Here is a 21,550-nt window from a genome sequence, read left to right as displayed (position 1 = left end):
CCAACTGTGGCTACTTCAATGCATGGCCAAGTGATTGTAAGTAAGCAATCAAGGCACTCATTTCAGTTTTACCTTTAACCGCTTCTTTAGCACCATCAATTTCTGCTTGAGTATAAAGCGGAATTGCCTTGCCATTTTCGTCTTTATGACTACGGTTACGTGTTAAAAAGTTAAATGTAGATAGCTTTTTACCCGTTAACTCACCATCAAGAGTATTGGTGTTTAACCATTTATAAGCGGGCATGTTTGACTCTGGCACCACTGAACGAGGATCCGTTAAATGGGCAATATGCCAAGCATCACTGTAACGTCCGCCAACACGGGCTAAATCAGGTCCAGTACGTTTTGAACCCCATAAAAATGGATGTTCCCAAACGTGCTCACCAGCAACACTGTAGTGACCGTAACGCTCTGTTTCCGCTCTAAAAGGGCGGATCATTTGACTATGACAGTTACTACAACCTTCACGGATATAAATATCACGACCTTCCATTTGTAGGGCAGTGTATGGTTTTAAGTTATCAACAGGCGTTGCTAATTCTTTTTGGAAAAACAACGGCGTAATTTCAACTAAACCACCTATGCTGATTGCAAAGACAGTAAATAAGAAGAACAAGCCAACGTTCTTTTCAACTTTTTCATGTGCATTTTTCATGTGTGTTCTCCTTATTCAGCTTCAATAGGCTTAAGACTTCCATCTTTCGCATAAATGGTTTTAAACATGTTGTAGGCCATTAATAAGAAACCAGCAACGACTAGAATACCACCGATGAAACGCATGAAATAGAAGGGGTAAGATGCAGTTAAACTTTCAACAAAACTGTACGTTAACGTACCGTCACTGTTTACAGCTCTCCACATTAACCCTTGCATGACACCTGAAATCCACATCGCTACGATATACAGTACTACGCCTGAAGTGTGTAACCAGAAATGTACGTTAATCAGACGAATGCTGAACATACGGCCCTGATTGAATAATACTGGGATTAAATGGTACATAGCACCAATTGATATCATGGCAACCCAACCTAGCGCGCCTGAATGTACGTGACCAATAGTCCAGTCAGTGTAATGAGATAAAGCATTTACTGATTTAATCGCCATCATTGGGCCTTCAAAGGTAGACATACCATAGAAAGATAATGAAACGATTAAGAAACGTAAAATAGGGTCAGTGCGAAGTTTATGCCAAGCACCAGATAAAGTCATAATACCGTTGATCATACCACCCCATGAAGGTAGGAATAATACGATAGACATAACCATACCAACAGACTGTGCCCAATCAGGCAGTGCCGTGTAATGTAAGTGATGTGGACCAGCCCAGATATATAATGAAACTAATGCCCAGAAATGCACAATAGATAAACGGTAAGAGTAAACTGGACGCTCTGCTTGTTTAGGGACGAAGTAATACATCATACCTAAGAAACCAGCAGTTAATAAGAAACCAACGGCGTTATGTCCATACCACCACTGCATCATGGCATCGATAGCACCAGAGTAGATAGAGTATGATTTCATCGCCGAAATAGGGATTACCATTGAGTTACCAATGTGCAATACCGCTACGGTAATAATAAAACCACCAAAGAACCAGTTAGCCACGTAAATATGAGAAGTTTTACGTTTAATTAAGGTACCAAAGAAAACAATGGCGTAGGAAATCCATACCACTGCAATGAGGATATCAATTGGCCATTCTAGCTCTGCATACTCTTTTGATGAGGTATAACCTAAAGGTAAAGTAATTACCGCGGCTACGATAACAGCTTGCCAACCCCAAAAGGTGAAGGCTGCTAATTTACCGCCAAAGAGTCGGGTTTGACAGGTACGTTGCACAACGTAATATGATGTGGCAAATAAAGCACTTGTACCAAAAGCAAAAATTACAGCATTAGTATGAAGTGGACGAAGACGGGAGTAGGTTAACCAAGGTGTATCAAAGTTTAACGCAGGCCAAATTAATTGTCCCGCGATAAGTACACCTACAAGTGTACCAACGATTCCCCAGATTACAGTCATTACAGTAAACTGACGTACAACATCGAAGTTGTAGTCTACTGCTGACGTATTACTTGTGGTCATGTTAAGAATTCCGCAGTGTTATTATTAATCGATAGTATTTCTTGCTGTAATACCTAAACGTGAAAAGCCTTAGATATAGGACACAATTTATACTAACTCTATGTGTTTGCTCATTGAGCTGTGAGATATGTCACATCGCTGTAAGCAAATGTGTCAAAACCTCGACAATTTTACCCTTTGGGGAGGATATAAATCAACAACTATGCGCGTTTAAATTTGATGTAGATCAATAAAAGACAATTGGCCTTTATCATGTGTGGGTATTAGCTGAACAATAAAAAGACAATAGTAACTCAATGAGTTAGCAAATATTCAAGACGGATTGCTTTCTATCAATTCATAAATAATACCACGCACAGGAGTAACCTTATTTATAGACGTTTTTCTGCAAATTAACAGTGTAGAGCTATTTAGTTGTGAGCTAGCTTTCAGTAAGCTTTTTTAAACTTTCTAGGCACAAAAGCGACAGCTGTTTGTTATGGAGGGTAATGAGTTGTTCTTGTTGGAGTTTTGATAATAATCGACTGACAGTTTCACGGCGAATACCTAAGAAACTAGCAATATCATGACGACTAATACTCAATTCTAATTCAGTCGCACTACCTGAGTGTTTAGCACTGCGCTGACAAATATTGAGTAAAAATGCGACCAGTAAAGATTCTGCTGATTTTTTACCAATAAGGACTTGAGTATTATGTTGTTGCTCAAAGCTTTGTTTAGTTAATAGCTGAATTAAATTATGCTGTAATTCAGGAGCTAATTTCGAACATGCGGAAAATTGTTCGATAAAAACCTGACAAACTGAGTTGTCACCTAAGGCAATTGCGCTGTAGTTATACTTAGCTAAGTATAAAGCGTCTTCTGCCATCAATTCACCAGGGAAGCGAAAACCTACCACTTTTTCAACACCTGCTGCGGTTCGCTGACATAATTTAAAGGTGCCAGAGCAGACCGCATATATTGCTGTTAGAGGTTGTTCCTGTTCAAACAATCTTACGCCAATTGCTTGAGTCAGTTGTGGTGACGAACTTTGATCAGTATTAACCTCAACGTGTCTTGTTAAATAGTTACTGGTTAAGTCAAGGGCTTGTTCTTTAGAGCCTATTGGTTGGCAAATGGCTTGCATTGAACAACTATTGCAGTTTACATATTGTTTTGTAATTGGCATTGCAGCTTTACTGGTTATGGGCATGATAGGAGCAGGTACTAGATCAGGTAGCTAAGACTAATAGTGGCTAGTTTACTGGCGTTAGTGGATAATAACAACTTTGTCATAGATGGTAGGCTTTAGCGTGTTAAAACAACTCTCCTTTATCGGTTTTTTATTACTTATTAGTGCTTGTAAACCAGCAAGTGAACAGGGCTCAGTTAATACTCTTAAGCCTTTAGTACCATTGTGTATTACTAGTCAGAGTCAATGCCAAGTTAATACCGAGCTTGCTAATTTTAGTATTAAATTCTCGCAACAACAGTTATCAGATAAGGTTAAAACTGAATTACCTTTTTTCATTGAATTAACAGAGTTAATCGAATTAACTGAATCAGCTGAGTCACCTCAAGCGGAACAAATTACTAAGAAAAACACCACTAACATAACGGCTTATCTAGAAGGTAAAGATATGTTTATGGGCAAGGTGCCGGTTTTTTTTGAACAATCAGGCAAAGAAGGTGTTTACTTAGCGCAAAGCTTACTAGCCAGTTGTAGTGATGAACAGATGGTGTGGCGTTTGTGGATTACCGCTGATATATCAGGAAAAACGCAAACATTTTTTGTCGATTTTACCAGCCAGCGGTTATAGTTTGCGTTTACTCTGCAGGGTTTATCTTTTGTATTGATAATGACTCTTTTAAATTTCACTAAAAGTACTAAAAAAATCACAAGAAAAAAGCGAGCTACATAGCTCGCTTTTTTGAAAGTAGATTCAGGCACTCAGCGCTAAATATTATTGGTAACATCTACCGACAGTTTTAATCTTTGTCCAGGTTGTAAATACTTACTTCTATCAAGGTTATTCCAGCGTTCAATATCACTGATACGGACATTAAACTTATCTGCTATACGAGCAAAAGAGTCACCACGGCGTACCTTATAAGTAATATTACGAATTATGGCATTTTCTACCCTATTACCAGTTTTACTCTTGGCATAGCTTGTACCGGTATCCTTTTGCCAAATCACTAGTTTTTGACCTAGTTTTAAGGTATCCCTTGGGGCAAAGCCATTCCACTTAGCAATACTTTTGCCATTGACTTTATATTTACGACCGATATCCCAAAGGTTATCACCCGACTTTACCGTGTGAGTAACTTTTTTACCCTTTCCTGGTCTACTTTGTTTTTTGGCTATACGTTGCTCTTGCGAAAAAACATAGCTATCGAGTGACTTCGCGGCTACCGGAATAAGCAAGTGTTTACCCGCACGAATTTGATTACCTTTGATGTTGTTAACTTGCTGGATTAAATCAACACGGGTATTAAATTTATTAGCGATAACACCTAAGTTATCACCGCTTTTAATTTTATAACGTTGCCACGCTAAACGGTCGTTTTTACTGAGCTTACTTAAGCCTAGCTGAAATTTTTCTACAGTATGTGTAGGTAACAATAAGCGGTGAGGGCCATCAGGATCCGTTGCCCAACGATTAAAGCCAGGGTTTAAGCGTTGTAGCTCGGCTAATGACAAACCGGCTAAGGTTGCTGCTTTCGCTAAATCAAGTTGTGATGTAATATCGATTAGACTCAAAACACTTTTATTATCAATAGAGTAAAGTGTTAAATTAAAATCTTCAGGGCGCTTTATAATATCGGCTAGTGCTAATAATTTAGGTACATAAGCACGGGTTTCTTTAGGCAAATCTAGTGACCAAAAATCGGTAGGTTTACCTAAGCGTTTATTTTTCCTAACCGCATTTCTTACTCGACCTTCACCTGAATTATAAGCTGCAAGTGCTAACATCCAGTCGCCATCGAAAAATTTATTTAAATATTTAAGGTATTTTATGGCACCTTCGGTTGAGGCAACGATATCTCTTCGGCCGTCATACCACCAGTTTTGCTTCATGCCAAAGCGTTCACCCGTGGCAGGGACAAATTGCCACATGCCTGAAGCGCGACCGTGAGAATAGGCAAAGGGGTCAAAAGCGCTCTCAACTACAGGTAACAACGCCAGTTCAATGGGCATGTCATTTTTTTCTAATTCTTCAACAATATAATAAAGAAATGGCTCAGCGCGTTTAGCGACACGCTTCAGGTAACTTGGATGTTTTGCATACCAATTACGCTGGGCTATAAGGCGCTTTTCTTCTGGAATATCAAAAGTAAGTTGGCTTTGAATTCGTGGCCAAATATCATTCTTGGCAAGGGATTTTTTATCTTTTAAAGAGAACTCTACATCAGCAATTGGGTGGGTCACATCAATGCTTTCATCGGCTAATAGCGCTTGATGGATTTCAACGGCATTGGCAGTTTCAATATGCGTGTTAGCACCGGAGTCACTGTCGGCATTATCACTTTGGGAGAGGCTTTGACAGCCAGCTAAAAGAACTACAGCAGGTAATAATAAATACTTCATGAATAACCAGTAAAATCAGCGAGAAAGAAAAACGATGCAGCAGATTAGCATATTTAACTTGTGGGTGAAAATAAAACCCGTTAAAGCAGAGCCGCTAGAAATTATCTTTCCACGCTCTAATTACCGCAAAAACGTCACTGTCGGAACCTTGTTTTTGGTTAGTGTAGGCTAGTGCAGCAAGTTTAACTGTTGGTTCTTGGCAGCGTAAAAAAGGATTGATTTTCCGCTCTAACCCTATATTACTTGGGATGGTTGCTTGGCTTTGCTGACGTTTGAACTTTACCTGCTCTGCATAGTTATGCAGGTCGAAGTTTTCTGGCTCAACGGCTAAAGCAAAGGCTAAGTTTGCTTGGGTATATTCATGGGCACAGTAGATTAGAGTGCTTTTTGGTAAATTCGCTAACTTAGTCAGTGAACTATGCATTTGCTCAGGTGTGCCTTCAAATAATCGACCACAACCACCCGAGAATAAGGTGTCGCCACAAAACACCATGTCATTGTTATAATATGCAATGTGGCCTTTAGTATGACCAGGAAGGTCGAGTACGTTTAACTGACAATTGAGCTCTGCTAAGGTGACGATATCGTTTTCTTTGAGGGTGACATCGAGCTGAGAAATACGCTCATTAGCGGGGCCATAAACAGTCACTGACCAGGCATTTGCTTTGGCATATTCAAGTAGCTTTTCTATACCGCCAACATGATCGCTATGATGGTGGGTGATCAAAATGGTTGAAAGGGTTAAATTATTTCTTTCTATATAGTCGATACATACTGCGGCATCACCCGGATCAACTAGGGCGATTTGATTATTGTTTTTACTCGCTAGCGCCCAAATATAATTATCATTAAAGGCATTGATTGCGGTAACCATAGGGTGAGCGTTAGACATAGGAGATTTTACCTTTAGTTCGTTATATACTTAGTTCGTTAAACATTTATTTTGTTGATGAGATTTAGCATGCGCAGTTTCGCTAGCACCATGATAACAATTACCCTCATTATACGCTTAAAACAATACACCTAAAAGAAGACTCTATGAAACCAGCGTTAGCTTTTCGACAACCGCATTATCCTAGCTCATGGCAGGCTTTACCTAATGGTGAAGTCATTAAAAAAGCGATAGAGCAAGAGCTGGCACCTTGGTGGCAAAAATTCTTCGGTTATCATTTAGTTAAATTGGGTGCATTAAGTAGTGAAATAGAGGTAAATAATTGCACTATAAACCATCAAGTAAGTATCAGCAGTAAAGGTAGCTTAGTAAATGTTGTTGGTGAAATTGATGATTTACCCTTGCAAGAGCACAGCGTCGATGTTTGTTTGTTAAGTCATGCCTTAGAGTTCTCTCTTGATCCCCACCATGTGATACGTGAAGCTAACAGGGTATTGATCCCTAATGGCTATTTAGTGTTAACCGGTTTTAATCCGTTAAGTCTTGTCGGCTTAAACCGACTGTTACCTTACCGGCGCAGTAAAACACCCTGGAATGAACATTTTTTCTCTCCGATGCGAGTTAAAGATTGGCTGCATTTAATGGGCTTTGAAATTTTAGCCGATCAACGTTGTTTACATAGCGGTTTAACCGGAAAGTTGACCACTGACACCTTAGATAGTAGTTGGCATAATTTTGCTAAAAACTATTTGCCAGCTTTGGGCTCTGTTTATGTGATTGTAGCCAAAAAGCGGGTCTTGCCACTAACGCCAATTAAACCTAAATGGAAAATACGGCCAGAGTTTAATCCGGTAAAAGTACCTACTATGCGTTTGCATAAGAATACTTCCAGACATAATAAATAATTATAAAAAAGCCGCGTTATGCGGCTTTTTATTATTTAACCATAGTTTAAGTTATTTATATTATTGCCTTACTTAGAACTTATAAGTTGCTTTTACATAAGTAAAGCGACCTTGGCTATTGTGAACATTAGAAAAACTAGTCCAGCTATGGTAACTAAACGGTGGTTTTTCATTTAATAAATTAGTGGCACCAAGGGTTAATGTAATATCGTCAAAACCTATGAAATTCACAGCCGTATCAACTGTCACCATAGACTCTACATCATCCAAAATCACGGTCTCGATAACATTACCATCATCGTCTTTAACTTCCTGTATTCTTACCGCATTATCTTGTTTAAACTCGCCGATATAGTTAACAGCAATATTAGCGCTCCAATCATCCATTACCCATGAGGTATTGAATGTCCAGCGAATTTCTGGCTGTTCAAAGTCACCTTCTTGTATCTCAATACGTCTTGGTCCCGATGAACCATCTTCATTAGCCGTTGGTCTTGAATCTTCATACTCTAAGATATAATTGAGGGCGTAATTAAAGGTAAAATCACCAATGTTACTAGCAAGTTTATAACTAAGGTCAAAATCTAAACCCGAGGTTTTAACATTACCAATATTTTCATATTGATCAAAAATCCTAACAACTTCACCAGGATCGCCAGCCACGTTTGAAGGTAGACGTTCTACCACAGTTGGATCGTTACCATAGGTTGTAAATTTGAACTGAGTATCTTTAGTGATGATATTTTCAATGTCATAACTATAATAATCAAGTGAGAAGTCAATATTATCGCTAATTTGATAAATAATCCCTACATTGATACTTTCAGACTCTTCTGGCCCCAAATCTTGGTTACCTGATAACACCGCAGTATATTCTTGTAAATCACACGCTTTATTGACATTACCAACGGCATTACATCGTACGGTATCGACGAGCTCAGGTGACTCATCGGTATTACCTAAGCCAATTTGATGTAATGATGGCGCACGGAATGCTGTACCCCACGAACCACGAAGCGAGATATCATCGTTAACGCTCCAAATAAAAGCTACTTTTGGATTGGTGGTTGAACCAAAATCACTATAATCTTCATAACGAACAGCAAGTTGAACTTCAACGTTATCCATAACAGGGACTGCTAACTCACCGTATATGGCTAAATTATCGCGAGAGCCATTGGCTTGTGTTGCTTCAGTACCAAAAACCTCACCGCGTAAAAATTGGTCATCAGGGTTATCGCTGATTGACTCTTCACGATATTCAGTACCAACGGCTATTAGCAAGTCACCACTAGGCATTTCCATTAGTGGACCCGATACGGTTAAATCAAAAGATTTATTGGTAGACTTACCAAAACGCGTTGTTTGAGTTTCTATAAAATCTAAAGCTTCTTGAGTATTAGTCGAGGGTTCAAAAGGGTTCCATAACTCGCTATCTATTGCTTCTTGAGCTCGGCGAGAGTTAGGAAAACCGTCAACACCACGTTCAATAGATTCACTTTTGATATAGCTATAAGCTGCTTCCCATTCCCAATCACCAATTTCACCGCCTAAGCCAATTACGCCACGGTAGTAATTTGAGCTCACTTGTTTTTCGCGGTTACCAATATCAACCATTCTGCGTCGCATAGTCAGGTCTTGCTGGTAAAAGTCATGTTCTGGAAGATTGGCCATAGGGTGGTTAGCATTATCGCCAGACATAAATAGCTCGTTGAAACTAGGGCTAGCTGCGCCTCTTATAACTGTTTTTGAGTTTTGACCATTAATATCGGCAAAACCACGAAGCGTATCATTGATTTCATATTTTCCCGTATATATAAAACTAAAACGTTCACTTGAGGGAACAGCACTACCAAAAGGAGCATAGTCATAACGACATAAAGTGCCAACAATATCTTCTGGAGCACAAACATCATTGCCAAAAGTGTCTGGCGTACGAATGCTTGCATCAGAAGCTAATGCAATTGTCCCTGGGTAGCCTGAAGAACTACGACCATCGTTAGCAAATCTGAGCCCCGTACGTGCTGCTTGATTCGCCGTAGCGGTATAGTCACGGTCACTGTTCATTATTTCTTCACGATCGAAATAATCTAAAATAAAAGTATGACTCGCTTTTTCAGAGGTATTTCCCCAAGCTAAACTTATATTTGTTTCTTTACCACCACCATCTGCGGTATCACCAACTTTGGCGGAAAGCTCCGCTCCATCATAATCATCTTTCAAGATAATATTGATAACGCCCGCAATTGCATCTGAGCCATAGGTGGCTGATGCGCCATCTTTTAAAATATCGACTCTTTTGATTGCCGCAAGTGGTATGTTGTTAATATCAACAAAGGCAGTGGAAATTTCATTGGCAAATGGTGATACGGCGATGCGTCGACCATTAATCAAGATTAAAGTAGAGTCTGCGCCTAAGCCACGTAATGAAACACTTGACCCCCCGTTTCCTGTGCCATCACTACCATTACCTTGAGTAGAAAAGGTTCCTTGGCCTGCTGCAGGTAACTTAGTGAATAAACCAATTAAATCAGTTACACCCGTTCTGGCTATGTCTTCTGCGCTCATTGAAGTGACAGGTGATGGCCCTGCCATATCACCTCTTTTAATATGTGAGCCGGTTACTTCAATACGTTCAACCTCCTCGATTTCTGCAGCTAATGTGCTGAAACTTTGGCCTGTTAATAGTGCGGTTGAAATACTTAGCGCAAGTAAATGTTTTTTCCTCATACAAAATCTCATAGCAGCTTCCTTTTGATATAGTTATTTTTATTGAGTATCAATGTCTTTAAATCGCAACAAACTGATAACAGTTTGTTATCAAATGTAAAGCTTGATTTGAAAGTTATATCAAAAACTTTCATGCTGTGAAACAAAAATATCGCGTAATAAAGGAACCAAACAAGAGTATAATGTATACACATTTGCTGGTTGTGAATCTTGCAGGCCTTAACAATAGATAAAATACCTAGCTAGGGCTGTATTTTCTGAGGTGTAAATAAAACCGGTGATCAAGTATGATAATTAAAATTTATGACAGAGTTAACATATATGCTTACAAATGAACTAGAGCACTATCTCAATGGCTTGTTAAAACCAGAGCAAATCAAAGACTTCACACCGAACGGCTTACAAATTCAAGGCTGTAATAATATTACTAAAGTGGTTACTGGTGTTACCGCCTCTAAAGCACTTATTGAACGGGCAATCAGTGAACAAGCCGATGCCATATTGGTGCATCATGGTTATTTCTGGAAAAATGAATCTTATGTGATTCGTGGGATGAAGCATGACCGCATTAAGTCTTTATTGGTCAACGATATCAACTTGTTTGCTTATCATTTACCGCTTGATATTCATCCAACTTTGGGTAATAACGCCCAACTGGCCAACCTTTTTAACATTGAAGATGTAGCTCCGTTAGAGCTTGGTAATCCCCTAAGTGTAGCTATGCAGGGCAGTTTTAAGCAAGAGTGGCGCGGTGAAGACTTTGCCAAGCTAATCAATACTACCCTTGAACGTGAATGTTTACATATTGCGCCACCGAGTAACAAAGCAATAAAAACTATTGCTTGGTGCTCTGGCGGCGGTCAGGGTTATATTGAGCTGGCGGCAGAGCAAGGTATAGATGCCTTTTTAACAGGGGAGGTTTCTGAGCAAACTACCCATATTGCCCATGAAATGGATATTCACTGCTTTGCCGCAGGTCACCATGCTACCGAGCGTTATGGCATAAAAGCCTTAGGGGAGCATTTGGCTAAAGAGCACGGGCTTGAAGTAGTCTTTATTGATATTGATAATCCCGTTTAATAGTTAAATATATTTTAAGTTGCCATTCAAAAAAAGGGCTTTAGTTAAGATAATTATTTCCGGTATGAAATTTTAACTAAATAACGACTTAAACCATTGCACTATTAACCCTAAACTTTCATACCAGGCAATAGTGCTCTGCTGTAATTTTTTACTGCTAGGTGTGTAGTGAGCCCAACTTTTACTGCTGTCTGGGTTTTTTACCCAGTAACCGGTAGGCGCCGCAATAGGGTAAATTCCTTGTGCCTGAAAGTAATTTATTGACCTGGGCATATGATCGGCATTGGTGATTAGTACTACTTTTGTGCCTTGTACCCTAGGTGCAATAAGCTCTGCTTCCTCTTCAGTATCTTTGGGGAAATTCTCAGTAATAATCTTTTGTGCTGGTACGCCTAAAAGTACCAATGATTGTTTGACGGTTTCAGCATTAGACACTGGGTTATGCCCGCCATAACCAGAGGTGATTATTCTTGCCTCTGGATGTAGTTGATAAATACGTAGTGCTTCAACCATGCGCTGTAATGAGCAGGTCGCTAATTGACTGGTTACCGGTAATTTAGCATTGGTATTGTGGCCGCAACCTAGTACGACAATATAATCGATACTTGCTTCTGTTTTAATATAAGGCGGGTAATCGTTTTCAATCGCTGTCATTACTGTATCTGAAAAGGGCGGGAAAGCGCTGACAACTAGGATTACAATTGCCGCTAATAAACTTTTCATACTTTTCTTAGGGTTTTTACCATGCATAAACAGGGCAAAAATAAGTAATAACAGCACTATATTAATAGGCATGATAAAGACAGTGATGATCTTTTTAAGAAGAAATAAATCCATATGATTTAGCTAAGTTACCTACTACATTGAGATTTATTTACTATATCAACTATTGCCTTAGGCTGCTTAGCTTATTAGACCTTATTTAATGAGACTTTATTCTTTGATAAGTGCTAACAGCGCTAAGCGAGTTTTTTATACTCCCTTCTTAAACCTAAAAACAAGCCAAGACACATAATAATTAAGAGTACTGTGAACGGCAGCCCTACCGTGATAGCTGCCGCTTGTAATGCGCCCAGCGCATCTTTGCCGCCGCCAAATAACAATGCGGCAGCAATGACACCCTCCATCGAAGCCCAAAAAATTCTTTGCTGCACAGGCACATCTAATTTTCCACCCGCGGTAATACTATCGATTACCAAAGAGCCTGAATCAGAAGAGGTGATAAAGAAAACTAACACCAGGATAATGGCTAAAAAGGAGGTGATGTTGGCTAATGGCAAGTTCTCCAACATTTGGAACAGCGCTAAAGAGCTATCAGTAATTCCGTGAGCCAATTGACCTACGCCATTTTGAACCTGTTCAAGGCCCATGCCGCCAAAAGTTGCCATCCATATTGACGTAAGTAAGGTGGGCACAAATAATACCGCCAAGATAAATTCCCGCACGGTTCGACCCCGTGAAATCCTAGCGATGAACATGCCGACAAAAGGTGACCAAGAAACCCACCAAGCCCAATAGAATACTGTCCAGCCATGATAAAAGGTCTCATCCTCACGGCCGATCCAGTTACTTAAGGGCATGATGTTTTCGGCATAAGAGAGCAGGGTAGTGCCAACACCATTAATAATTGCGATAGTAGAGCCGGTAATCATCACAAATAACATTAAGACTAATGCTAGCGACATATTGATATTGCTTAATAGTTTGACTCCGCCATCTAAACCTCTTGAAACTGAAAATATGGCAACAATAGTGACAGCAAAAATAATGGCAATTTGAGTGTTTATGGTATTGGGCACATCAAATAAAAAGTTTAAACCACCAGCCGCCTGTTGTGCACCAAAACCTAAAGAGGTAGCTAGTCCAAAGATGGTGGCTAAAACAGCGGTGATATCAATGATGTTACCGGGCCAGCCCCAAACTCGTTCACCTAATAAAGGAAAAAAAGCCGAACGAATGGTCAATGGCATGTTGCAGTTAAAAGTGAAGAAAGCTAAAGACAAACCGACGACAGCATAGATAGCCCATGGATGTAGGCCCCAATGAAACATGGTTGCAGCCATCGCCATTTTGGCAGCCTCGGCAGTGCCTGCAACGGTATTTAAAGGTGTACCATACCAATTGGTAAAATAACCAACGGGCTCTGCGACACTCCAAAACATTAGCCCTATGCCCATTCCAGCAGCAAATAGCATAGAGAACCAAGATAACCGGCTAAATTCCGCTTTGGCTTCGGTGCCACCGAGTCTAATTTTACCTAAGGGGGAAACCACTAATGCCAAACAAAACAGCACAAAAATATTACCACTAACGATAAATAACCAGTCAAAGTGATTAATAGACCAACTTTTTGACGCATCGAAAGATTGCTTTGCTAAGTCAGGAAACACTAAGGTGAGTATGACAAAAAAAACAATCAATGAAGCTGAAAAAAAGAAAACAGGATTATGTAAATCCATGCCCATTATTTCTACGTTATGCTCGCCAGCTTTGTGGTTTGTTTGGTAAACAGGATCTTTAATCATACAGTTTTTCTTATCACTCTTTTTAATTTCACTCATTATGGTTTCCTATACAGTTCTTATAGAATAAGGCGAGCTTTGAGTCTTAATTAACATTATATCGTGTTTACCAAGTAATCACTTACTTGAACTACATATTTGGTAAATAAACCGAGTATTCACGTGATTAATCTAGTGTATGTTCCAGAGTTTGTTAGCCGTTTTAGTTTTAGGCACAACGATTAAATCATGCTGGTTTACTATTTCATTACTGCAATAACAAAGTGCGATGGCTGACAACCTTCAGCGATGGATTTTAAAGTTTGGCTTAGTTATTGGTTCTATCTTTATCAATTAAATTGCAGTTCGTTATACTATTCGATGTAGTAAACAAAATTGCGATGAATCTCTTGGTGAAGGATACCAATAATAACAAAGACCATAAGCAGCTGGGAATTTACAATAAATTGCTTAAAGTCCTGTTGCAATAATGGTCAAAATCGGGTCTAATAATTCCGTATTATGGTTTAGGGTCAATACTCTAAACATAATACACCAGAAGAGGTGCGAAACTTAGGTAGAAAACGAGAGGAACCACATTTCCTATTACCGTTTTTGAGGGACGTTATCGCCGAGAGTATTTAAGGGTGGACTTAAATATTCGGTCATTAAGGTTGAATCCTTATGGCTGTCACCTGACGTATTTGTTAAATATTGCTTATATTATTAGGCATCATTAGGCATTGAATAAAAGGTGGAGAGCTTCTGGCTGAAAAAGTTTCGTTTTTTTTGCCGTTTTATTAGCTTAGTCTGCTAAAAAGGTAAAATACTCCATTCGCTAACTACTCAGTCATGCTCTTCCAATAGCTAACTTACTCAATAGAGCTCAGTAGCTAGTGTTTTTATGGGAGAAATTTGTGAATTCAGTACAATCTACATCATCAATAACCGTAGCCAAGTTTGGCGGCACCAGTGTTGCCGATTTCCAAGCCATGTTACGCTGCGCCAATATCATTAAAAACGATACCAGAAATCGCTTAGTGGTTGTTTCAGCCAGTGCTGGCGTAACGAACTATCTGGTTCGCTTAAGTCAGAAAAATGTTGCTGTAAATGAGCAAAAAGACATTATTGCAAGTATTGGTGTTATTCAAGTGAATATCACTCAGCACTTAGCCAAAGAGGTTGAAGCAGACCTTAATCAACAAATAAGCAGTTTGCTTGATGAACTAACCCTGCATGCTTTAACGCAATCACTACAATATACCAGTAAAACTACCGATGCTATTCTGGCTTTTGGTGAGCAATTAAGCTCACGTATTTTTGCGCAAGTTTTACAATCGATTGGCGTTTCCGGTGAGTACTTTAATGTACAACAAGTGATGAAAACCAATAGTTCACATGGTAAAGCTGTAGTGGATATCACCCAGCTAAGTGAGCAAAGTGCACAACTTTTAGCGCCTAAACTTCATGATAAAGTTATTGTTACCCAAGGGTTTATTGGTCAAGACAGTCAAGGTAATACTACTACCCTAGGGCGAGGCGGCTCAGATTATTCAGCTGCGTTACTTGCAGAAGCATTAAATGGTGATAATTTATCAATTTGGACCGATGTGGTTGGTATTTTCACTACCGACCCACGTATTACCGATCAAGCTCGAGCAATTAAAGAGATTAGCTTTGGTGAAGCGGCCGAAATGGCCACTTTTGGCGCAAAAATATTACATCCGGCGACACTCATTCCGGCAATGCGTCGTAATATTCCTGTTTTTGTCGGCTCAAGTAAGGAGCCGGAAAAAGGCGGTACGCAAATAAAGCAGAAGGTAGCGTCAAATCCCACCTATCGCTCAATTGCTTTGCGACGTGAGCAAACCTTGGTGACAGTAAAAAGCCCAGCAATGCTACATGCCAGTGGTTTTTTAGCGAAAGTATTTACCGTCTTAGCAAAACATGAACTAAGTGTTGATTTAATTACCACCAGTGAAATCAGTGTTGCCTTAACCTTTGATAATCCAAGTGGTTCAACGCAGTCATTGATTACCAATACCGTTGTTGCAGAATTAGAGCAACTTTGTGAAGTGAGTGTAGAACATGGCTTATCGCTTGTTGCTGTAATCGGCAATGGCTTAACGTGTGCAAAAGGTATCGGTCAAAGCATTTTTGAAACGATAAATGATATAAATATTCGTTTGATTTGTCATGGCGCTAGTGCCAATAACATATGCTTTTTAGTTGCTGAAGCTGATGCTAATTCTGTGGTCGAGAAATTGCACAATAACTTGTTTTCCTAAGGCATAATTTTTAAACGTTCATTTAGCCCAAGCCTTAATTCTAATGTCTTGGGCTAACAAGAATTTAACTCGCCGTGTATTAATCTTTTTAATCGCCTAAATTATCAATAAGCTGGTCAAGTGTCAGGTTCAATGCTTGCAGCTTCTCTGGGGATAAGCCGGTGACGGCAAACATTTTAGCAGGAATATGCTCCGCGCTTTGTTGTAACTCGATTCCTTTTTGAGTGAGCTTGATAAGGACAACTCTTTCATCTTTTGTATCGCGTTCCCGCTTGATAAGCGTTTGCTTTTCCATACGTTTTAATAGCGGTGAAAGGGTGCCTGAATCTAAATCCAGTTTAGCGCCCAAATCTTTAACAGAAATGCCGGCTTTATATTGCCATAAGACCATCATCACTAAATATTGCGGATAGGTTAACGCTAAATCTTTTAGTACCGGAGCATAAAGGCGGCACATTAATTTATTTAAGCTATAAAGGCGAAAACACAATTGCTTTTCCAGTAATAGATTATTATTCATTGCTTACTCTCAATCGCTCTTCAGCTGTGCTCACAACAGCTTTTCAATATCAGCAGTTATTGCTTCTGGTTTAGTTGTTGGCGCATAACGCTGTACTACTTCACCTTGGCGATTAACCAAAAACTTAGTGAAGTTCCACTTAATTGATTTTGAGCCCAGAATACCGGGCGCTTGCTGTTTTAAATAGTTAAATAGCGGATGAGCGTTATTTCCGTTGACCTCTACTTTATTAAATAAAGGGAATTTTATGTTGAAGTGTAAATCGCAAAATTGCTGTATTTCTTCATTGCTACCACTTTCTTGTTGCTTAAATTGGTTACAAGGAAAGGCTAAAACTTCAAAACCTTTTTCTTGGAAAGAATCGTGTAGTGCTTGTAATCCCTGATATTGTGGGGTGAAGCCACAGTTACTGGCAGTATTAACGATAAGTAATACTTTATCGGTAAACTGAGTTAATTCAATAGATTCTTGTTTATTGTTCTCAACTGAAAATTGATAAATATTACTCATATTCGTTATCTCCTAAAGGTAAAATAGCAAGCTAGTGTAACTAGCTAGTCGATATTATAGTATTAAACTTGATTTTGTGCAATTGTATTGCGTACAATCTAATTATGGTTCTAAATTAAAATGACGGGTTTGCAAAGTTGCTAGAGCAAAATAGTAAACTATCGTAAACTGACCCAATTGTATAAATTAACGAATTAATGACTTAAAAGGTTGGAATATGAAAGTAGCATTTATTGGTTTGGGCGTCATGGGCTATCCAATGGCAGGGCATTTGAAAAAAGCGGGTCATCAAGTTTGTGTATATAACCGTAATAACGAGAAAGCGCTCGCTTGGCAGCAAGAATTTGACGGCGATATTGCCGCTACACCAGCGTTAGCGGCTCAAGGTTGTGACATCGTTTTTTCTTGTGTCGGTAATGATGATGATGTTCGTCAAGTGGCTTTAGGTGATGAGGGGATTTTTGCCGGTCTTGCTAAAGGTAGTATTTTTGTTGATCATACCACAGCCTCAGCTGAGCTTGCCATTGAGCTTGCTGCCATTGCCGATAACAATGAGCAATACTTTTTAGATGCGCCAGTTTCTGGTGGTCAAGCAGGTGCGATAAATGGCATATTAACGGTAATGGTTGGTGGCGATGAAGCTGTATTTGAAAAAGCTGAGCCTGTGATGGCTGCATTCGCCCGTTTTAGTCAATTAATGGGTAAAGTTGGCTCAGGGCAATTAGCAAAAATGGTCAATCAAATTTGTTTTGTTAATACCGTGCAAGGTTTAGCCGAGGGTTTGAATTTTGCACAAAAGGCCGGTTTAGATACGACTAAACTACTTGAGACTATAGGTAAAGGCGCTGCAGGGTCTTGGCAAATGGATAACCGCGGTAAGACTATGTGTGCCCGTGAGTTTGATTTTGGCTTTGCTGTTGATTGGGTCAGAAAAGATCTTGCTATTGCTTTTGACGCAGCTGAAAAATTAGGTGCTGACTTAACGGTAACTAAGCAACTTGATGGTTATTATCAAGAGATTCAAGAAAGTGGCGGTAACCGTTGGGATACTTCAAGCTTAATTTCACGATTTAAACGTTAAGCTACCTTTTACTTTAAAGTGCTTATTATAATGTAGTGACTTTTAAAGATTTCTTTAATAAGAACTATCAAAAAAGGCGCTTAATTGCGCCTTTTTAATATCAAGCTGATTTTTATATAAACAGGGAATTAACCTTGAATATATTCATACAGGGCTTTGAGTACCGACATTTTAGCTTTATCTTTTTCATGCTCGTGCGCTAAGTTTTCAATTTTCATCATGAACTCATCGAGAGATAAAATTCCTTTACCGCCGTATTGCAGTTTGTTCTGGCAATACTGCTGCCATTTTTGTTGTTCTTCAGTAGATAAAGTGTACGGGTAATTTCTAGCTCGATAGCGGAATAATAATACGCTTAAACGCTCATCTTGAAATTGAAATGGATGGTTAGCTAATTGCTCTGGTGTTAAACCGCGTAAAATGTCCATTTGCGCTTTATCGCTATGACTAAAGAAACTACCGCCATATAGCGCTTGTTCAGCATCAGTGTTTTCATTATCAAAATCTGATGTGGCAAAAACATCGCTTAGTTTGTCTCTTAGTTCAGCATGTTTCTTTAATAAAGCTAAATTTTCTAGACAAAAATCTCGGGGTATTGCTAAACGCTCGGCATTTTCAGGTAGTAATGTTTTTGCTGGTGCTATCACCGGACATTTATTTACATGAATAAGCTTAACAGGTATTGGTTTTTCGTCTGGTGCTAAATCATCATGTCGGGTATATAAACGCGCTTTTATTTCTTCACTGCTAAGCGACAATAAAGGTGAAATATCTTGGGCCAAATCGACACAAATTACTGCATTTTTATTGACTGGGTGATAAATCACTGGCGCAAACCAACTTGTACAACCGTGTACCGATGATATTTTACTTGAAGTGTGCACAACCGGTGTCATATCTGCGGTATTGATCAAATCTTTAACTTGGTTTTTATTTTTTAAGTTAAATATAAACTCATAGAGCTTTGGCTGTTTTTCTTTAATCAATTTTGCCATAGCAATGGTGGCATATACATCACTCATAGCATCATGAGCGGCTTCATGAGCAATGCCATTAGCTTTGGTTAATAACTCTAGACGAAAGCTAACTACTTCTTCGCCGTCGCGCTCAACGGTTGGCCAGTTAATACCTTCAGGACGCAGGGCATAAGTGGCCCGCACCATATCAATAATATCCCAGCGGCTATTGCCATTTTGCCATTCACGGGCATAAGGGTCATAAAAGTTACGATAAAATAAGTAACGGCTGACTTCATCATCAAAACGAATATTGTTATAGCCGGCGACACAGGTATTAGGTGCGGAAAATAATTCATGTACGCGCGCAGCAAATTCCGCTTCGGTTAAACCTTCACGTTGTGCTTTTTGCGGGGTAATGCCTGTTACTAAACAAGCTTCCGGGTGCGGTAGGTAATCTACTGGCGGTTGACAATAAAACATTTGTGGTTCGCCGATGATATTTAAATCGAGATCGGTACGAATGCCGGCAAATTGAGAAGGTTTATCAAACTTTGGCGATATGCCCCAGGTTTCATAATCGTGCCAGAACAAAGTTGGCTGTATACCGCTATTTTCTTGTTGATTCATGCTGTTTCTTGTCTATGTAAAAGCAAAGGTGTGTATCAAAACGTGTATTAATTTTTTATCAAGTGTGTATCAAGTTTATTATGCTCAATAAGTCTAAAAAATGAACTGTTTAGCATGTGACTGAAATACAAGAAGTATACACCCTTCAATGACCTGAGCATATAATACAATATTATATAGTACCCGACGTTTCATAATCGTTACCTTAAAACGCCCGGTGTTTCATAATCATTATGGATATGAACTCATTTGAATAAATTATTGCATGTTTTTTTATGTCTTCATTGTGCGCAATATAGTCTTTTCAGTCTGAATAAACCTATAATCAGGATGTTCAGATCATGTACCTATTTCATACGAATATTGTGCGCTCATTATCTTGATGATTTCCGCTTTGCTTTCGATGAACCTAGGTACGCCTTAGCTCAATAACGAATACTCAGGGCTTGCCCAAAAACGCTATCTATATTGCTTTCGAAGAGTTTTGGCATACATGCTGACAATAATGATTGGAGGTAATTATGACTAAGTTTTCAGGTAACTATTCTGTTTATATTGGTATTGATTGGGCAAATGACAAACACGATGTATGTGTTCAAGTTGCTAATTCAAGTACGAGAAATTTTAAGGTAATTAAACACTCAGCGAATGCGATTAATGATTGGATAACCAATATACATAAGCAATATAAGGGGAAAATAGCGGTTGCTGTAGAGCTATCTAAAGGGCCGATTGTTTATGCACTTCAAAAGTTCGATTTTGTCACTATCCATCCGATTAACCCATCTATGTTAGCTACGTACCGTAAGGCATTTTCTCCTAGCGGAGCAAAAGATGATCCAACGGATGCCGAACTTGCATTAGATTTAATGCTGAATTATCTGAATAAAATTAAAGCCTTAAAGATGGAAAGTGAATCGGTTAGGAAGTTAATGTATTTAGTGGAGCAACGTCGTAGGTTAGTAGAAGATAGAAGACGATTTAGCAATCGATTAATCAATACGCTTAAGAAGTATTACCCACACTTACTCGATTGGTTTTCACATAGAGGGTCGGGTCTTTTTTGTGATTTCATTACACGATGGCCAAATCTCCAAAAGGTTAAAAGAGCTAGGCCTGAGACCTTGAGAAAGTTTTTTATTTCACATAAAGGCCGTAGTTCTGGTTACACGGAGCAACGAATTCAAGCTATTAGTGAGGCAGAGCCGCTTACCCTTGATAAAGCAGTGATTGATTCGCATCAGTTGCTTGCGGTTGCTTTAGCTAAGCAAATGCTTGTAGCTGTTGAGGTGATTAAAGTGTTTGATACTGAAATTAATGAGTTATTTGAAACCTTACCAGATGCCGAACTTTATAAATCATTACCAGGTACAGGCCCATGCTTAGCGCTAAGGCTGTTAGTAGCGATGGGAGAAAATAGAAGTCGATTTAATAGTGCATCAGAAATACAAATGTATTCAGGAATAGCGCCCGTAACAGAGCGTAGTGGACAAAATAGCTGGGTTCATTGGCGATATCAGTGCTCTAAATTTAACCGTCAATCATTTATAGAATGGGCAGCTAAAAGTGTTCACCAATCCTATTGGGCTGGTCTGTATTATCAACAACAAAGGGGCAAAGGTAATACACACCAATCATCAGTGAGGTCATTAGTATTTAAGTGGATACGTATCTTATATCGTTGTTGGAAAACGAAAGTGCCATACAGTGAAGCAAAATATTTGAAAGCATTGAAAGAAAGAAATTCACCATTACTTTTTAAAGAAAAAGCTTGTTAAAGGTCTCAGGGCGTAGA

At 39.1% G+C, this 21,550-nt stretch carries 17 protein-coding genes and 1 riboswitch; of the genes, 6 read left to right on the top strand and 11 right to left on the bottom strand.

Going from position 1 to position 21,550, the window contains the following annotated elements; genetic code table 11:
- Window positions 1–10: 10 nt before the first annotated feature.
- The 3 genes from ccoO to HRT55_RS12055 all read right to left on the bottom strand — a co-directional run bounded on the left by ccoO (window position 11) and on the right by HRT55_RS12055 (window position 3,259).
- Entirely contained in the window at window positions 11–655 is a 645-nt protein-coding gene (gene ccoO / locus HRT55_RS12065; RefSeq protein ID WP_291621566.1) for a cytochrome-c oxidase, cbb3-type subunit II, read from the bottom strand.
- Window positions 656–666: 11 nt separating this feature from the next.
- On the bottom strand, window positions 667–2,091 hold the full coding sequence (ccoN, locus tag HRT55_RS12060) for a cytochrome-c oxidase, cbb3-type subunit I (protein WP_291621565.1): 1,425 nt from the start codon (window positions 2,089–2,091) through the stop codon (window positions 667–669).
- A gap of 421 nt (window positions 2,092–2,512) precedes the next feature.
- Window positions 2,513–3,259, bottom strand: a complete 747-nt coding sequence (locus tag HRT55_RS12055) for a Crp/Fnr family transcriptional regulator (protein ID WP_291621563.1) — start codon at window positions 3,257–3,259, stop codon at window positions 2,513–2,515.
- A gap of 124 nt (window positions 3,260–3,383) precedes the next feature.
- Here HRT55_RS12055 and HRT55_RS12050 point away from each other — a divergent pair, with 124 nt between their 5' ends.
- Window positions 3,384–3,890, top strand: a complete 507-nt coding sequence (locus HRT55_RS12050; RefSeq protein WP_291621561.1) for a hypothetical protein — start codon at window positions 3,384–3,386, stop codon at window positions 3,888–3,890.
- A 137-nt stretch (window positions 3,891–4,027) separates the two neighbouring features.
- On the opposite strand, the gene HRT55_RS12045 is transcribed toward HRT55_RS12050, so the two are convergent.
- Together HRT55_RS12045 and gloB are read right to left on the bottom strand one after the other, a co-directional pair.
- Window positions 4,028–5,662 carry a LysM peptidoglycan-binding domain-containing protein gene (locus tag HRT55_RS12045; RefSeq protein WP_291621559.1) on the bottom strand — a complete coding sequence of 545 codons (1,635 nt, stop codon included), beginning with the start codon at window positions 5,660–5,662 and terminating at the stop codon, window positions 4,028–4,030.
- A gap of 94 nt (window positions 5,663–5,756) precedes the next feature.
- The gene (gene gloB / locus HRT55_RS12040) at window positions 5,757–6,554 is read right to left on the bottom strand and encodes a hydroxyacylglutathione hydrolase (protein ID WP_291621556.1); all 798 of its coding nucleotides are present in this window, start codon (window positions 6,552–6,554) and stop codon (window positions 5,757–5,759) included.
- Window positions 6,555–6,700: 146 nt separating this feature from the next.
- Between gloB and HRT55_RS12035 the strand changes: the two genes are divergently transcribed.
- A complete protein-coding gene (locus HRT55_RS12035; RefSeq protein ID WP_291621554.1) occupies window positions 6,701–7,459 on the top strand; it encodes a class I SAM-dependent methyltransferase in 759 nt (252 codons plus the stop codon).
- Window positions 7,460–7,531: 72 nt separating this feature from the next.
- Here HRT55_RS12035 and HRT55_RS12030 read toward each other — a convergent pair whose 3' ends face one another.
- Window positions 7,532–10,201, bottom strand: coding sequence for a TonB-dependent receptor (locus HRT55_RS12030; RefSeq protein ID WP_291621553.1), 2,670 nt, complete (start codon window positions 10,199–10,201; stop codon window positions 7,532–7,534).
- Window positions 10,202–10,510: 309 nt separating this feature from the next.
- On the opposite strand from HRT55_RS12030, the gene HRT55_RS12025 reads away from it, so the two are divergent.
- Window positions 10,511–11,269: a Nif3-like dinuclear metal center hexameric protein gene (locus HRT55_RS12025; protein WP_291621550.1), complete on the top strand. Its 759-nt coding sequence runs from the start codon at window positions 10,511–10,513 to the stop codon at window positions 11,267–11,269.
- Between the two features lie 72 nt (window positions 11,270–11,341).
- On the opposite strand, the gene HRT55_RS12020 is transcribed toward HRT55_RS12025, so the two are convergent.
- On the bottom strand, window positions 11,342–12,106 hold the full coding sequence (locus HRT55_RS12020) for an ElyC/SanA/YdcF family protein (RefSeq protein WP_291621548.1): 765 nt from the start codon (window positions 12,104–12,106) through the stop codon (window positions 11,342–11,344).
- Between the two features lie 122 nt (window positions 12,107–12,228).
- Window positions 12,229–13,830 carry a BCCT family transporter gene (locus HRT55_RS12015; RefSeq protein ID WP_291621546.1) on the bottom strand — a complete coding sequence of 534 codons (1,602 nt, stop codon included), beginning with the start codon at window positions 13,828–13,830 and terminating at the stop codon, window positions 12,229–12,231.
- Window positions 13,831–14,321: 491 nt separating this feature from the next.
- Window positions 14,322–14,543, top strand: a riboswitch (Lysine riboswitch).
- Window positions 14,544–14,687: 144 nt separating this feature from the next.
- Between HRT55_RS12015 and lysC the strand changes: the two genes are divergently transcribed.
- Window positions 14,688–16,058 (top strand): lysine-sensitive aspartokinase 3, encoded by a 1,371-nt coding sequence (lysC, locus tag HRT55_RS12010; protein WP_291621544.1) that lies wholly within the window; start codon window positions 14,688–14,690, stop codon window positions 16,056–16,058.
- 88 nt (window positions 16,059–16,146) lie between these two features.
- On the opposite strand, the gene HRT55_RS12005 is transcribed toward lysC, so the two are convergent.
- Together HRT55_RS12005 and HRT55_RS12000 are read right to left on the bottom strand one after the other, a co-directional pair.
- A complete protein-coding gene (locus HRT55_RS12005) occupies window positions 16,147–16,578 on the bottom strand; it encodes a MarR family winged helix-turn-helix transcriptional regulator (protein WP_291621542.1) in 432 nt (143 codons plus the stop codon).
- Window positions 16,579–16,608: 30 nt separating this feature from the next.
- Complete coding sequence (locus tag HRT55_RS12000; protein ID WP_291621540.1) at window positions 16,609–17,088, bottom strand: glutathione peroxidase; 480 nt, start codon at window positions 17,086–17,088, stop codon at window positions 16,609–16,611.
- A gap of 217 nt (window positions 17,089–17,305) precedes the next feature.
- Between HRT55_RS12000 and HRT55_RS11995 the strand changes: the two genes are divergently transcribed.
- Window positions 17,306–18,169, top strand: a complete 864-nt coding sequence (locus HRT55_RS11995; RefSeq protein ID WP_291621539.1) for an NAD(P)-dependent oxidoreductase — start codon at window positions 17,306–17,308, stop codon at window positions 18,167–18,169.
- A gap of 128 nt (window positions 18,170–18,297) precedes the next feature.
- On the opposite strand, the gene sbcB is transcribed toward HRT55_RS11995, so the two are convergent.
- Complete coding sequence (gene sbcB / locus HRT55_RS11990; RefSeq protein ID WP_291621537.1) at window positions 18,298–19,755, bottom strand: exodeoxyribonuclease I; 1,458 nt, start codon at window positions 19,753–19,755, stop codon at window positions 18,298–18,300.
- A 521-nt stretch (window positions 19,756–20,276) separates the two neighbouring features.
- Between sbcB and HRT55_RS11985 the strand changes: the two genes are divergently transcribed.
- Window positions 20,277–21,533 carry an IS110 family transposase gene (locus tag HRT55_RS11985; RefSeq protein WP_291621535.1) on the top strand — a complete coding sequence of 419 codons (1,257 nt, stop codon included), beginning with the start codon at window positions 20,277–20,279 and terminating at the stop codon, window positions 21,531–21,533.
- Window positions 21,534–21,550: the final 17 nt, after the last annotated feature.

The organism is Colwellia sp., assembly GCF_013214175.1.
Taxonomy (GTDB): Bacteria; Pseudomonadota; Gammaproteobacteria; order Enterobacterales; family Alteromonadaceae; genus Colwellia.
The sequence above is the reverse complement of the archived record's forward strand: the minus strand, read 5'-3'. Positions and strand labels throughout refer to the sequence as shown.